At 46.8% G+C, this 14591-nt stretch carries 14 protein-coding genes and 1 riboswitch; of the genes, 8 read left to right on the forward strand and 6 right to left on the reverse strand.

The genetic code is table 11. The features are described 5' to 3' along the window. Nucleotides 1–89: 89 nt before the first annotated feature. Nucleotides 90–479, forward strand: a complete 390-nt coding sequence (locus tag AOA63_RS12725; protein WP_053960051.1) for a hypothetical protein — start codon at nt 90–92, stop codon at nt 477–479. Nucleotides 480–506: 27 nt separating this feature from the next. Here the strand turns inward: AOA63_RS12725 and AOA63_RS12730 are convergent, their stop codons facing one another. Beyond that, complete coding sequence (locus AOA63_RS12730) at nt 507–1376, reverse strand: alpha/beta fold hydrolase (protein ID WP_053960052.1); 870 nt, start codon at nt 1374–1376, stop codon at nt 507–509. Between the two features lie 200 nt (nt 1377–1576). On the opposite strand from AOA63_RS12730, the gene AOA63_RS12735 reads away from it, so the two are divergent. Then, nucleotides 1577–2275 (forward strand): alpha/beta hydrolase family protein, encoded by a 699-nt coding sequence (locus tag AOA63_RS12735; protein ID WP_053960053.1) that lies wholly within the window; start codon nt 1577–1579, stop codon nt 2273–2275. A gap of 496 nt (nt 2276–2771) precedes the next feature. Here the strand turns inward: AOA63_RS12735 and AOA63_RS12740 are convergent, their stop codons facing one another. After that, nucleotides 2772–3584, reverse strand: a complete 813-nt coding sequence (locus tag AOA63_RS12740; RefSeq protein ID WP_053960054.1) for a hypothetical protein — start codon at nt 3582–3584, stop codon at nt 2772–2774. Nucleotides 3585–3829: 245 nt separating this feature from the next. On the opposite strand from AOA63_RS12740, the gene AOA63_RS12745 reads away from it, so the two are divergent. The 3 genes from AOA63_RS12745 (at nt 3830) to AOA63_RS12755 (ending at nt 6534) form a co-directional block, all read left to right on the forward strand. Continuing rightward, entirely contained in the window at nt 3830–4738 is a 909-nt protein-coding gene (locus tag AOA63_RS12745) for a LysR family transcriptional regulator (RefSeq protein WP_053960055.1), read from the forward strand. A 117-nt stretch (nt 4739–4855) separates the two neighbouring features. Continuing rightward, nucleotides 4856–5473 carry a hypothetical protein gene (locus AOA63_RS12750; protein ID WP_053960056.1) on the forward strand — a complete coding sequence of 206 codons (618 nt, stop codon included), beginning with the start codon at nt 4856–4858 and terminating at the stop codon, nt 5471–5473. Nucleotides 5474–5610: 137 nt separating this feature from the next. Next, nucleotides 5611–6534, forward strand: coding sequence for a hypothetical protein (locus AOA63_RS12755; protein ID WP_053960057.1), 924 nt, complete (start codon nt 5611–5613; stop codon nt 6532–6534). A gap of 61 nt (nt 6535–6595) precedes the next feature. On the opposite strand, the gene AOA63_RS12760 is transcribed toward AOA63_RS12755, so the two are convergent. Then, on the reverse strand, nt 6596–7474 hold the full coding sequence (locus AOA63_RS12760; RefSeq protein ID WP_053960058.1) for a M56 family metallopeptidase: 879 nt from the start codon (nt 7472–7474) through the stop codon (nt 6596–6598). After that, the gene (locus tag AOA63_RS12765; protein WP_242848334.1) at nt 7443–7757 is read right to left on the reverse strand and encodes a BlaI/MecI/CopY family transcriptional regulator; all 315 of its coding nucleotides are present in this window, start codon (nt 7755–7757) and stop codon (nt 7443–7445) included. The genes AOA63_RS12760 and AOA63_RS12765 overlap by 32 nt, the downstream gene beginning before the upstream one ends. A 142-nt stretch (nt 7758–7899) precedes the next feature. Between AOA63_RS12765 and AOA63_RS12770 the strand changes: the two genes are divergently transcribed. Together AOA63_RS12770 and thiC are read left to right on the forward strand one after the other, a co-directional pair. Continuing rightward, entirely contained in the window at nt 7900–8352 is a 453-nt protein-coding gene (locus AOA63_RS12770) for a signal peptidase II (RefSeq protein ID WP_053960060.1), read from the forward strand. A 594-nt stretch (nt 8353–8946) separates the two neighbouring features. Then, nucleotides 8947–9054: riboswitch (TPP riboswitch) on the forward strand. A 90-nt stretch (nt 9055–9144) separates the two neighbouring features. Continuing rightward, the gene (gene thiC / locus AOA63_RS12775; protein ID WP_053960061.1) at nt 9145–10890 is read left to right on the forward strand and encodes a phosphomethylpyrimidine synthase ThiC; all 1746 of its coding nucleotides are present in this window, start codon (nt 9145–9147) and stop codon (nt 10888–10890) included. Nucleotides 10891–11063: 173 nt separating this feature from the next. Here thiC and AOA63_RS12780 read toward each other — a convergent pair whose 3' ends face one another. After that, complete coding sequence (locus AOA63_RS12780; protein ID WP_020375550.1) at nt 11064–11402, reverse strand: DsrE family protein; 339 nt, start codon at nt 11400–11402, stop codon at nt 11064–11066. 185 nt (nt 11403–11587) lie between these two features. Then, nucleotides 11588–11929 carry a winged helix-turn-helix transcriptional regulator gene (locus AOA63_RS12785; protein WP_053960062.1) on the reverse strand — a complete coding sequence of 114 codons (342 nt, stop codon included), beginning with the start codon at nt 11927–11929 and terminating at the stop codon, nt 11588–11590. 615 nt (nt 11930–12544) lie between these two features. On the opposite strand from AOA63_RS12785, the gene AOA63_RS12790 reads away from it, so the two are divergent. Then, nucleotides 12545–14584, forward strand: a complete 2040-nt coding sequence (locus AOA63_RS12790) for an ATP-binding protein (protein WP_053960063.1) — start codon at nt 12545–12547, stop codon at nt 14582–14584. Nucleotides 14585–14591: the final 7 nt, after the last annotated feature.

Genomic DNA, 14591 nt, shown 5'->3' on the forward strand with positions numbered 1-14591 from the left:
ACAATTCTTGGAAACTTCATGAGGATCTCTCGCACAGTCTCTTCCGTATCCCATCAAGAGACCCATAAGGGAAAGGAGCCTGAAATATCATGACGTATGAGGAATTGCAGAAATATCCAGCCATCCAATTGCGTTATGGATATAAAGTTGTGAAGGTCACGAATGATCCCGCGGAATATCTTCCTGTGTCCCCTTCATCCGGTTCCACGGTTCGCTATCACCTGAACTCATGGAATCTCCAAGAAGAGAATATGGGACCATTTCTCGTTCAGGATGATTTTGACACCGCACAACGCATCGCGCGTACCATACCTGAGGTAACTATCTTATTCGTCGCGTATATTCCCCTCCCATCTTCACCCACCGCTGCTGTCCTATGGACAACACAGAATGGTGAAAAAATCGAGGCGCCTGTGCCGCCAGGCGGTCTTTTGGCCCGCGCTGTTTTGCCTCTTCTCGATGTTTTGAGCTTGTCTTAACCTACGACACCTACGACCAAGATGGTTTTAGGATAGGGTGCCCATTGGGCGAGGTCTCAGGGATTCAGCACGAAGTTGACGCGCTATCCACGCGATGGACTTCTGCAAAACGAAATCAGGTTGGTCTGCAATCAAACTATGGCCGCTGGCATTATGGTAGTGCAATTCTAGGTTATGATGGGATTTTAAGAGGCCCTCGGTATCATCATTGCGGGTTACCGCATCATGGGTGCTTAACAAGGTTAAAAGGGGTAAATGCGGAAGGGGTTTTTGTTTAGCCTCTTTTTGTGCCTTCCATAGGTTAACAAGAAAGCCTAATGTATAATGACGGTTAACATTTCTGTCCTCCATGATGATACGACTAATATCAGGATGGAGCGAGACACCCTGGACAGGAAGGGGACGCAGCGGTCTAAGTTTTGGTAATAAGGGATGAACAATGTGGGTCATGACATCGTATAGCCAGGGGGGAAGGGTTAGCTGGAGTCCAAAAGCAGGCGCAATTAAAATCGCTCCGAGCACATCTTCAAGCTCTTGTTGGCACGCCAAATAAGCCATTAGTGCCCCGTAACTTTCTCCGCCAATAAAAATTGGGGAGGAATACTGTTGATGCAAATGCGCATAAATGCGCTGGATGTTATTGATGTGCTGGCTAAAATGACGGAGATGGCCTCTTGTGCCGTGAGAGCGCCCATGCCCTTCTAAATCAGGTAAAATGACACGAATGCCTGCCTGAGCCCATTTTACTGCGATGGGAAGATAATATTCACTGTGAACGAGAGAGGCGTGAATGAAAATCAATTGAGCTCTCCACTTTTCAGGACTCACCTGGCGAATAAAAAGAGGCGTTTGTCCGTCTGAAAGAAACTCGGCATCCATGGTAATCGCGTGTGTCATAATTATCCTTTCTATCATCTTCTTAGACTATAACCTCTTTGCCTAGTCGTGAACATAGTCCATCATTAGGATTTTAGGATTTTCAATTTTGACCGGATTTACGCCGCTTCAGAAGGAATTCTCAAAACTTCTTGCGAATAGTCAATGTATAGTCTTCGTGAAAAAAAATAGACAATAGAAAGAAGAGAACCTGAGTGAGCATGAAACCTTTGATCTTAATGCTCCATGGCATGAGTACAGGCCCTGGACACCTGAAAAATTTTTGGGGCGAGACTCGCGATTTTGATGTTGAATATATGGCTTTGCCTATTTTGCGAGAGGGTCCGGAATTCGTCAGGACATTAACCCAACACGATATTTTTCGCGATTTGTATGCGGCCGTATTCTTAGAAAGTTTAAAAGAAATCACTACCCGCATACAATCCGAAAACGAACAACGACGTACCGGATTATTTGGTTTTTCGATTGGAGCATACATTGCACTATGGGCGGGACTAGTCGACCATCCAGAACGCATTCAGGCTGTCGTAGCTGTCGGCGGTGTACCGTCCTTCGACTATCTCCGCTATTATTATCCGGATTATGATTTTTCCACCCCTCATGCTGTTCAGTTGATGGAAGAAACCGATTTAAGTCGGCGTCCCCTCTCCCTCAAGGGACAACATGTGCTGATCCAACACGGGATTTCCGACCCGGTTGCGCAAATCGATTGGATTAAACCGTGGGCACAATCGCTTGCTGAAAAATATCCCCAACACGTGTCATGGGTGACATATCCCTCCTTGCAACATCGGCTGTGGGCAGAAAGTTCGGCGGAAGAAGAGGATGTGCTAGCCTTGCGAGAGACGACCCTCAAATGGTTTACCGAAGCATTGGGATCTGCAAGTCCCCGAGGATAACAGATTCGTTGTGTTGTGCTAAATGAGTTGCGAATGAAGACATATCCGGCGACATAATGTTTCCCTACCGAAACCATTGGGATAAATATCAATGTCGTCAAAAAGGCAGAAGGCGCAATAACATTGCGCCTTCTTGAGGTTCATGCATCTTTCCCTTGAGAGACCACGGTGACTTGCATTTCCCCGCCATGTTGAATACGGTCAGACGCGCAACGAGGACAGACCGTAGCGGTAGATCCCGCCGGCAATAAAAACACTTGATCACAATCGAAGCATTTGTATTCACTTAATTTGACGGTATCGCTCATTAATCGTGAAGCCTCCCTTGCGGTATCAATCCGGTTGAAATCGTTGGGGTGAAGCAGTAAGAGTAATGTAAGGTCGTGCCGTTAGTATTTTAACAAATTGGCAGATAATCTGATAGAGATGTAAGAATATTAGGTGCATATATTCACTCTATGTCAAAGCGCGTGGTGAATCATGAACTGTTCTTCGCTTAGAAACGCGACCCCCGGATCTGTTCAGAATGATGGGACTGTTGAAAGAAAAATAATCCTGGGTAAGGCGTGATGGGTAATTTATTAAGCAACTCTTTGGTATGCCAAATCAGCCCGATGATCGTGCTGATGGCGGCAATGGAGGCCATCCAAGCGTTTTGTGAAAACAGACTGTAGGTAATGCATATCGTCGGTATCAGATATAAGAAAATGACTAATCCCGTCCATATTCCTAAGGGAAGCGATGACCGTAAAGAAAGGGTAAAGAAAAACGACACACTGATCAGCGAAAATAGGACAATGGATAAGGCCGAATAGACAACCGGATGATGACTGACGCCGGCTAACATGGCAAGACCAATGCTGAATCCTGAAACGAGACTGGGTCCCATCACGGCGAAAGCCGTCGAGGCTTTAGCATCCCAATGGGGAGCAATATAAGACAGACTCCATGTGACCGAACGAAAATGAGAAAGCAAACCTAGGGATGAGACGATAATGGCTAAAATGGTAAGCTGCCAGCTTCCTTGGGGCTCTAAAGCGTCGGTAAATCCCATTAGGCCTAATAAGGTCATATAGAGATCAGTAAAGAGCGGACGGGCTCCGATTTGGCCGGGTTGTGAATTTTTCATCCAACGCCAGACTAACATGCCTCCCATGGCCAAGGCAAAACTGACAATTTCCGCATGGATTAGGGTGGGCCAAAGAGTTTGGGTTAGCGGAAGATTCATGGCTAAAGCAATGGGCATCATGATGCCCCCGGAAATCCCTAACAGCGCCGTAAATAAAAATGGTGGCAACGCGGGCCGCATAATACCCCTCCCATAAGAAATTTGCTAATAGGTTTCGCAAATCATTAAAACTGACTACTTCGCGAAAACGTCATCACAATGTACAATAGGTGAAAAGGACTAGGTAAATAGTATAAATTGTTCACAATATTCTTATCTATAATTATGTATGATACAAGAAATCAGAACGGGATAAAAGCCTTTGCATTTCAGGAAAATTTATGGCGGTTAGAATAATCCATGATATTAGGCAGGAGGTTTTGAGGTTGAACGAACAAGTCTGGACCACCTTTAAAATCGTCGCGGAGATCGGCTCGATTTCCCAAGCGGCCCGGACGCTCAACCTGTCTCAGTCAGCAGTCAGCCAACAAATACAAATGCTGGAACAAGCCTATGCGACCACGTTATTTGTGCGGACTAGTCAAGGAGTGCATCTTACTGAAACCGGGGAAGTTTTATACCGGTATGTGACCTCTTTGTTGCGATTAATTCATGAATCTCAAGGAGCGATTAAAGAACTCAGTGACAGCCGGCCCCAGACCTTGGCCATTGGCGCCAGTTTAACGATTGCCGAATACTTATTGCCCGGGATTTTGGCGGAATATGCAAAAAACCTGATGAATGCGCAATGGACCGTGTCCATGGCAAATTCGCGGATGATTTTTGAACAGGTATTAAGCCATACCATCGACATTGGGCTTATCGAAGCCCCGTTATCCGATCCACATGTGGTGGTGCGGCCATTTTTCGATGATCACCCAACACTCGTGGTTCCACGCGGTCACCGGTGGTTTGGACAGGACGAAGTGTCTCTCGATGAATTCCTTCATGAGCCGTTCATTTTACGGGAACCGGGGTCAGGAACTCGTATGGCCTTGGAGGAAGGCCTGGATCATTTAGGCATCGATGTGAAACAACTCAATGTGCGCCTGGTCTTAGGGACCACCCATGCGATTAAACAGATGATGCTCAAGGGCTTTGGCGTTAGTGTTTTATCTCCGCTGACCTTAAACGAAGGGGAAGAACAACTGTTTCACTGCTTGCGGGTCAAAGGTCTAAATCTCTACCGCAATTTTTCTGTGGTGTATCAAAGGGATTTAATGACGAGAACCGGAGAACGCTTTATCCATGCGGTCATGACTGTCCCGAATGGATTTGCCAATGCCAAGCCTTAACTCCTGAAGAATTTCTGTTCGTGTTATTCACGGCGCGGATAAAATTTTCTAAACCTGTCGCCATTCCCCTTGCTTGTCCCGTAAAATAGCGGGTGTGATGAAAGGGGAATCTGTGAGATGAACACCACGGCGAGAACGATTAGTGTGATAGGTGGCGGGCTGCTCGCCATAGGACTTCTTTATACGGGTATTTCGTTTATTCTGCCTCCTATTCTTCCGGCACCATCATCGCCCAGTCAAACCGTGTCGACGATTCGTCATCATCATATTGATAAAAGTCACCGCGTCCTATCCAAGACCGTTCCCAGAGTGAGGACAGGTCCGAACGGCCTGACCACCTTAAGCTACAATCCTACTGTCAAGCAAACAGCATTGACCCTGGCAAAAGATTTGGATATTCATTTGCTTTTGCCCAGTCAAGCGTATCCGGGGACGACTTTGGTCGAGAGTTATATAGATCATTCCGTCCTGAATTTGGAATTTAATGATATGGTGGCGATGGAATCAAAAAATCCCATGGTGTCCTCCTATCAGCCAGGTGCCTCGGTCAATGTCACCCTGGCAAATGGGGTGCCGGCGCAGTGGCTGCTCATTTATGGTGTAGGCGGGGGGGCGTATCGTCTATTGTTTGAAGAAGACGGAACCTATGTACGGTTGCAGCTCTTTCACGGTTATATTCCCGCGGGACTCCAAAATGCGGAACAGATTGCCGATCAATTTGCCCCTGTCTCCTAAAATTCCCTGAAATCTATTCGCTTCTGCCATTTTCTTAAGGAATTTTCATCAGCCATCATCAAAATAAGAGGCATCACTTGAAATGAGGCGAACGGAAGTATAGACTACAATATGTAGTTTATACAAGGAGGGCCTTTATGAAAAGAACATTTGTGATGATTGCTGCGGGACTCACTGTAGCTTTAGCGGGATGTGGCACGAGTCAAGCGGCAAAATCGACGCCGTCGATGTCCAAAACCTCTCCCTCATCTTCGTCAATGTCCAGTACCTCGCCATCGTCGTCCATGTCGTCATCCTCATCGGCGATGACCACTCAGACGGTAGCAGAAATAGAAACCAATAAAACGGCCCAAATGGTTGAGGCTGGCAATACGGCAACATTTGTCTTAACTGCGACAACCGCGAGCGGGAAACCCGCTAAAGACTTACCTGTCACATTTTATATAGGTCCGATGGTGCCGTTAAGTGGGAAAGGGGTTAGCACCTGGTATACATCAGGGACGGCTCAAGCGGCCAAATATATCGCTAGTTATTCTAAAACGACAAATAGTCAAGGACAAGCCACTCTCACATTAACAGCCCAACCGACGAAAAGCATGGAAATGGTTGGGGTAAAAATTGGAAACTTTAGTACTTTTAACCCCACCGCTATGAAAGGCGCGGGCTTATTAGATGCATGGTGGACGACATCCGGAACCTCTCCGACAGCCCCTGTCGGCGATTATGTGGAGGTCACACCGTTTGCTAAGGCAGTAAAACCCGGTCAGAAAGAGACCTTGATGATAACGGCTATGAGTCCAAAAGGGCCCATTTCCGGGGCTAAGGTGGATATTATTCCTAAAACGCCATCAGCATCTTCATCAATGGGTGGAAATTCGGGAATGGGTGGTGGCATGAGTTCTTCTGGAGGCACCACCATGACGACGAATTCACAAGGACAAGTGAGCTACACTGTGACGGCACCTTCGACATCAATGGCGAGTTTGCCGGTTCGCATTGTGGTGTCGGACAACATGGAACGGGTCGCCGGAGGAATGAATGCTGACGTGGTTGCGCAATAATGAATCTTATGGCAACGCTTTGAGACAACGGCCTTCTCGAAGCGTTGTCATTTTTTAGAGCTTAGTGACAGAACAAACTTAATGAGGTAATCGCTAGCACTGCAGACGTGGCGAAGGGAATCAGGGCAGCGGAAAAGAGAGTCCGGGCTTCAGGCGACAAGGGCACACTCTCGGAATTGATTAAGGCATTAATGCGGGCCTGCCAGACACTATTCCACGCGGTTTCTCCGGAAAATTGGGAATGGGGTTGTTCGCGTAATGCATGGATCGTTGTGACCATCGCTTGCATTAAATAATCAGCTGTGTGTTGCCAGCTAATGGCAAATTGGTCGGCACGAATTTCACGGGTGGTCAGATAAAACCGATAGAGTGACTCAAGTGGTAGCCAGGGAAACGCTCGTAAAATCACCAAGAAAATTTGTTGTAAGGCATAATCATGAGCGCGCACGTGATGCACTTCATGGGCTAAAATCGCCGTTAACGCAGGAACATCTAGAATTTGCTTAAGGCGTCTCGAAACCACAATGGTAGGATGAATAACGCCGTAGGTAAATGCGTCCGGACTATCCCATAATCCGATTTGGAAAGCAATTTTTTGGTCACCGCAAATTTCTGGAAGATCTTGTAAGGGGAATGGTACAAGTTGCGGTGCCATCCGTTGAATGGTCTGACGACTGTTTTTGACGACAGAAAAGGTGGCATATCCCAGGCGAAGAAAATAAGCGAGAGACAATAGAATAAACACGGCCAAAAGAAAGGTTAGCCCGCTAGAGGACGTGTCCGGTCTTTGCATCACACTCCACATCATGTGGCGGTAAGTGACGAGGGCGGCAAGGATGAGAAGAAAGCCCGGTAAAAGGGATAGTCCCAAAAGAGCAACTGCCCAGGCATATGCGGATTGTGCTACTTTACTGGTGAGATTTTTCTTGGGTTCTTGCACGGACAATAGCCTCCAATTTAGCCAGAGCCTCAGGATCGAGCTCATCAATGGCATCAACAAAGTGCACTAATCCGGACTCGCCAAATTCGGAAATCAAGGTTTCCACGGATTCCATCGCCCGGGCTTTGAGCACGCTTTCGGCTGGCGCAATTTTGTACACATAATGACGAACGCTGCCACCACGAACCAAGATTTTTTGGGAAACCAAGCGGTTCATGACTGTTGCAACCGTGTTAATGGACACCGGGCGCTTTTGTGATATGGCCTGGTGCACACTTTTCACCGTCGACTCTCCTTGATTCCTAATAATTTGAAGAATTTGATTGCGCAAATGATTTTTTGGAGCCAATGGCATACAACCCTCACAATATCAGTAAAGTTCCTCCAAGTCTCATATTATTGTAACATTTCATGGGAGGTAATTTATGAGGTCTGTTCACAATGTTACGCGCTTAGCTATGGGTTCAGGTTTGGCTATTTATGGAGTCATTATGAGCCTGGCATGGCATTACTACCCAAGAATTGGACAGCCGGGCATTATTCTCAATCACGGTATCGCCTTTGGGCTGTTTTCGCACTTTCCTCAATTTGGCGTGATTATGGCGACCGCAGCTGTTATTGGACTGCTTGTCATAATGCTGTGGCGCATGCCATCTGTGCGCTTGCCAGTAGCCTGGATCCTGGCTGGGGCCATAGGGAACTGGACCGACCGGCTATTGTGGGGCGGTGTTGTTGATTATTGGCAGCTTAGGCCCTATCCTTATATTTTTAACTTGGCCGATTTGGTAATTCGATTCGGCTTTATCTGGTTAGTCATTCAAGCTTATAGACAATTTCGGAAAGAAGACTCACTTTGGGCATCACGTTCTAAAGTATGATAACGCACAATATATTGATCACATAATTGGCTGTAATGAAGACGTAGCGTCGTGTTGTCTGTATTGAGCATCCGCCAACGCCAAAATTCCAAAACCAAGCGCGTATATCGAACGCGAATCTTCCTCATCCATTGTTTAAACATGCTTACCCTCTTTTACTTTTACTGATGAGATCATAAATATTGCCTGTTTAAACTTCTCGCAAAACGGTTTTTATTCATCATAAAACTGTGATTTATTATTGGCCGTAATTGCCAAAAAGTCCATAAATCTGCCGAGAAATTTGCCAAATTTGCCAAAGAATCGATCGCGTAATGTTCTATTGTTCGGCAAATTAGCTGTATCTCATGTTCGACAACGCTTGATCTTTGCCGAAATATGATAAATATGAGAAAAAATTTGCCGGAAATTATTTCGAGAAATGTCGACGGGTTTGTCCGTAATTGTCTATGAGACAAATCTGAGACACTAGAACATGCAGATTATGATATTATCGCATCAGCTGGCCGGCTAAAATTTTTCTCCTGAATTGCTTCAATAATCTTGCGCAATTTTGCAAAATTCCTCTTGCCATATCATTCAAGGACCTTCATAGTAATACATAACGGGAGCTCGGCTAACCGGGCTGAGAGGGTGGATTGGCCACCGACCGTCAACCTGATCTGGGTAATGCCAGCGGAGGGAACAGATTTTTGATCCTTTTAGCCCATCCATTCATAAACTTTCCCTACTGCCTGGCATATGTGACCGGTAACCCGCGACTGGCGGCGTGTGAAAAAAAGGGGGAGCTTTATGGCAACAACACCGAATGCGTATCATGTCTTTCCGGAAAGTCAAAAAGTTTATTTGACAGGTTCGAGACCCGATATTCGTGTGCCGATGCGCCAAATTCGCCTCACGAATAGTCAAACATTTCGTGTCTACGACACCTCAGGTCCCTATACCGATGCCAGTTATGAAGCCGATGTGCGGCAAGGTTTACCACCAATTCGGAGCGCCTGGATTCTTGAACGACAAGATGTGGAAGAATATGAAGGCCGCAAGGTCCAGCCTATCGATGACGGGCTTAAAACGCCGGAAGATATTCGAGCGCAAGAGACGGCACCGGGTCTTCACCGCAAACCCTTACGTGCGCGTGCAGGCAAAAATGTCACGCAAATGCATTATGCGCGTCAAGGCATTATTACTCCCGAGATGGAATTTATTGCTTTGCGTGAGGGATTCGACCCAGAATTTGTCCGCGAAGAAGTTGCTCGGGGACGCGCCGTAATTCCGGCCAATATTAACCATCCTGAGTTAGAGCCGATGATTATTGGCCGTCATTTCCACACCAAGATTAATGCCAATATCGGAAATTCGGCTGTAGCATCCTCTATCGAAGAAGAAGTGGACAAAATGCGGTGGGCCACCTTGTGGGGCGCGGATACGGTGATGGATTTGTCTACCGGAAAAAATATCCATACCACCCGGCAATGGATTTTGCGAAATTCGCCCGTGCCCATTGGCACTGTGCCGATTTATCAGGCTTTGGAAAAAGTTAAAGGCAAAGCGGAAGACTTGAGTTGGGAAGTTTACCGCGATACGTTAATTGAACAAGCCGAACAAGGTGTCGATTACTTTACGATTCATGCCGGGGTCAGGCTTGCTTATATTCCTCTCACGGCCAACCGGGTAACCGGGATTGTGTCGCGTGGCGGTTCGATTATGGCGGCATGGTGTTTGTACCACCATAAGGAAAACTTTTTATACACGCATTTCGAAGAGATTTGCGAGATTATGAAACAATACGATATTACTTTTTCCCTGGGGGATGGTCTGCGTCCAGGATCCTTGGCGGACGCCAATGACCGCGCACAATTTGCGGAATTAGAAACACTGGGAGAGCTGACGGAAATTGCATGGAAGCACGATGTCCAAGTGATGATTGAAGGACCGGGGCATGTTCCGATGCACCTCATTAAGGAAAACGTGGAAAAGGAAATGGAGATTTGTCATGAAGCGCCATTTTACACTTTAGGGCCCTTGACCACGGATATTGCCCCAGGCTATGACCACATTACCTCGGCTATTGGAGCGGCAATGATTGGATGGTTTGGCACGGCCATGCTCTGCTATGTCACCCCGAAAGAACATCTAGGTTTACCCGATAAAGAGGATGTCAAACAGGGAGTGATCGCTTACAAAATTGCGGCCCATGCGGCGGATGTGGCCAAAGGCCATCCCCGTGCCCGGGAATGGGACGACACATTGTCGATGGCGCGATTTGAATTCCGGTGGCGGGATCAATTTAATTTGTCCTTAGATCCCGAGACGGCGGTGGCTTTTCATGATGAAACCTTACCCGCCGAACCGGCGAAAGCCGCACATTTTTGTTCCATGTGCGGACCCAAATTCTGTTCCATGCGTATCACCCAAGATATCAGATCATGGGCTCAGGCTCACGATGTGAATGAAGAAGAAGCTATTGCCGTGGGGCTTCAAGCAAAAGCCGAAGAATTTAAACAACAAGGCGGCAATCTCTATCCCCCGGTGAAATAAGAGTTTCAGAGGGTAATGCTCCCGCGTCACGAAAAGATCCGTGGTATTGAGTCATATCACGGATCTTTTTTGTTTTTCTAGGTCGTGTATTGGTCAGACATTTCTTGTAAGGGATACCATCTCATGGGCTTTATGATTTCGCATCCACAGTCCAGAGGTTATAGGAAATGAGATTATACCCCAACGATTTGATAGCCTTGTTCAACAAGACGAATGAGTGCTTCGCCGGCTGGTTCCATCGTGATGCCTTTGGCCCCGACACGCTCGGTCACGCCATATTGATCCGCGTTGAAAGGACAGGCGGCCATAGGAACACTCCCATCGGTTAAGGCCTTAAGAGCCTGTTCAATTTGCTCGTCAGCTTGTCCCGCGAGTTGAACACCAGGACCAAAGAAGTAGACTTGAATATCTTGCCCGCGATTGGCTTTGAGACGACCGGCGAGGACGATGTTGGCCAGCGCCTTGTCACGTAAATCAGGACCAGCGGTGATCCAAAATGCAATTTTTGCCATGGTAAGCCTCCTCTGATTTTTGTTGTAATTGTCAGGCACGATTTGACGAAAATTCAAAGCGCTAAATCATTGGGATGATGAAATTTTCATCATAGCGCTTGCTATTACTATACAATAACAAGTAAAACAAAACAAGGGCAGAACCGCGTCTTAGAAAGACTTCATCCTGTCCTGGGTTTGGGAGTCTATGATGGCGAGGACGAGGAAGCGTTGTCATCAAGGGGCAGATATTGTTCTCCGAATGTTTTCAGGGCGTCTAAGATGGGCATTAAAGCCAAACCTTTGGGTGTTAAAGCATATTCCACCCGGGGTGGCTTTTCGGCATAGCGGGTGCGACTGATAGCCCCTTCACGGGTTAGCATTTTTAAACGCTGGCTAAGAATTCTCGGATTAATTCCTGCTTGTTGCAATTCTGTGAAGCGCTTTTCTCCCGTGGCCAAATCTCGTAAAATCATAATGATATAGACATCTGCAAATAGCATGGCTGTCCTTTGGATAGGACAGGCAACCTCACGCCACGATTCCATCGCCCTCACCTCAATAATCGACAAGGATATTCTTATGCTCACTATACACCATTTCCTTTTTGATTGATGATCAGCCGTTGGCAGAACGGTAACGTCCTGTTATTTTCATTTTTTTGTCGTTTATAAAGGATCTTGGTGAAATTCGGCAGGAATTTTGTTAATAAATGGAGAATAATTATCCAAAGAGCAAGTTTGTTCATCAAAATCCGCGGTTTTTTAGAAAGGCTATCCGAGCATTTGTATCGTGAATGAAATCACAAGGTATTGATTGAAGCTTGGCAGATGGAGCAACATCCATAAAAAGCAATAGGCATCAATAACATCATTAAAACCAGAATAAGTAAATAACTCAAAAGGACGTTTCTTGATTGACTACACTTGTTACGGCGCATGGATGGTATTTCACGTGATTGTCTTCAAACTCTCATGAAAGGGATTGGGGAACGGTGAGGGGAATGTGTTGCTAATCCCTTTTATCTTCTTACCGAAACGAGCTGAGGATTCTCAGCATAAACTGAACTGTTGGATAAGGACTCTTTCGAAGTGGGTAGCGTCCTCCCTCTAGACATCGATATCGAAATGGTTTGAAAGTGATTACAAAGGCTAGGTGCTCCTATGACATGGTTAGCGGATACAGCATTTGAAGAATCAGAACGATTCGTAGGACGTTCAAAGGAATTACAACAGTTTCAGGCGTGGCTTCATGATGCACAGCCTCTCACCCAGCTTTGGGACGTGCACGGCATTGCGGGGATGGGAAAATCGACGTTGTTATGGCAATGGATGGCCTATGCACGCCGTCAACAATTGCCGACGGTGTGGATGGACGGTCGCTCCTGCCCTAAGCAACCGGTGCAATTTCTTGACCACCTCTTTGACACCACGGAAAATGTTCTGCCGATTAGTTCCCGCAAAAAAATGCCATGGCCTGATCGATTTTTTTGGGTTATCGACAATTTTGACGATATGGAGTCAATCGAACCCTGGTTGCGAGAAGATCTCATTGCGCGACTGCCCGAACAAGGAGGGCTCTTGGTATTTGCTTCCCGGCGGGGCCTGTCCGCACAATGGCATGTGCATCCCATTTGGGCACATCGGGTGCAAAAGATGCCCTTATCGCCATGGACGCTTCATGAAGCCCGGACATACTTCCACCGTATCGGATTACAAATGACGGAGGAATTGCAACAGGTGCTGCGGCCCTTGCACGGACATCCTTTGTCCATGGCAGTAGCCGGAGAATATTTTTCCCGCCGGGGCACTGTTATGCAGAAGCGCGACTACTCTTTTTTGGAAACGATTACCGCAGAATTATTGCGTGAAGTCACAGATCCCGAACTGCATCCCTTTTTGGATATTTTGACGGTATTACCCTCGGCCAACCAAGATATGATCACGGCTATTGCCGAGCCATTGGTGATCAGCATGCAACAGTACCGGGATTTAAGCCGCCTATCCTTTGTGCGGCGGGTGCCAGGGGGCTTGGCGCTTCATGATGTGATCCGCTCCCAGCTTTTAGCATCCATGCAGGAACATCATCCAATGACACTAAAACACCTGCGCCTAAAAGCTTTGGATTATTTAGGCTCGTTATATCGCCAGAGTCAATCCGGCAGCGAAAAAAATCACTTGGGTTATTTGTTATTGGAAATTACGGCACAATCTTTGCCAATTTCGAGCCCCTATGCCAATATCGCAGCCATCGATGAGATTGTGCGGGAAAACGAGCTTAAGGAGGGTGATCTCGAGTGCCTTCATGCCATGATCGAGCATTGGGGACGGCAAAGTTTGGACATGCCGAATTTAGAGGTGGCTCATGCCTTTTTAGATGACATCGTTCGCAATATTGATGGGGGAATCCGGTTATTTCGGGCACCAAGTGGAGAAGTGGTCGCTTTTTTTGCAAGCCTACCTCTGTACCAAATGACTGTAGAACTCATCGAGCAATATGTTCCAGGCAGTCTTGCCAAATATTTTCCCCATGATACATCTTTTCCCCTTGATCCGGAGCACGTGGACACCTTCTTTGGTGTTCTTGTGGGCGTCAAACCCGATGATCCCCGCTACCATGCTCATGATTTATTAGGGATTTTAATCCGCGATGGGTTGTCTCATCTCGGGCGAGGACTTCGCGGCGTCATTGGGGTCAGTGAACCGAATTTGAAACAATTGCTGGAACTCTTAGGATTTATTCCTCACCCCATTGATGCTCAAAAGGAAATTGACGCCTTTACCTTAGATATGCGCCAGCGTGATTTTTTGCTATGGGTGGGTTCTATCGTACAAACTTTGAACCGTCCAGCGATACGGATGCAGTATCCTATTGATGAAAATCTTTTGCGCAGAGTGTTAAAGGAACTCCATGATCCCAATGCCTTTAGGAAAACGGGGATTGGTGAAATTTTAGGATGCCAACCCGAAGAGGCCCGGTATATCTTGCAATCCTTGTTGACTAAAGCGCCAATTCCGCCTCTCTCCAAAAATGAACAAAATTTGTTGCGGTTAACTTTCGTCGAACGTATCGGCAATGCTGATTCCATCGCATTAGCCCTACATTTGTCGCGACCCACCTATTACCGCATGTTGAAACAAAGCCTGGTAAACTTGTGCACCGTTTTGCAATCGGGGGACTTTTTGTCGGCCGCTTTAGAGTAACGAGGAG

It is taken from the genome of Sulfobacillus thermosulfidooxidans (assembly GCF_001280565.1).
Lineage (GTDB): Bacteria > Bacillota > Sulfobacillia > Sulfobacillales > Sulfobacillaceae > Sulfobacillus > Sulfobacillus thermosulfidooxidans_A.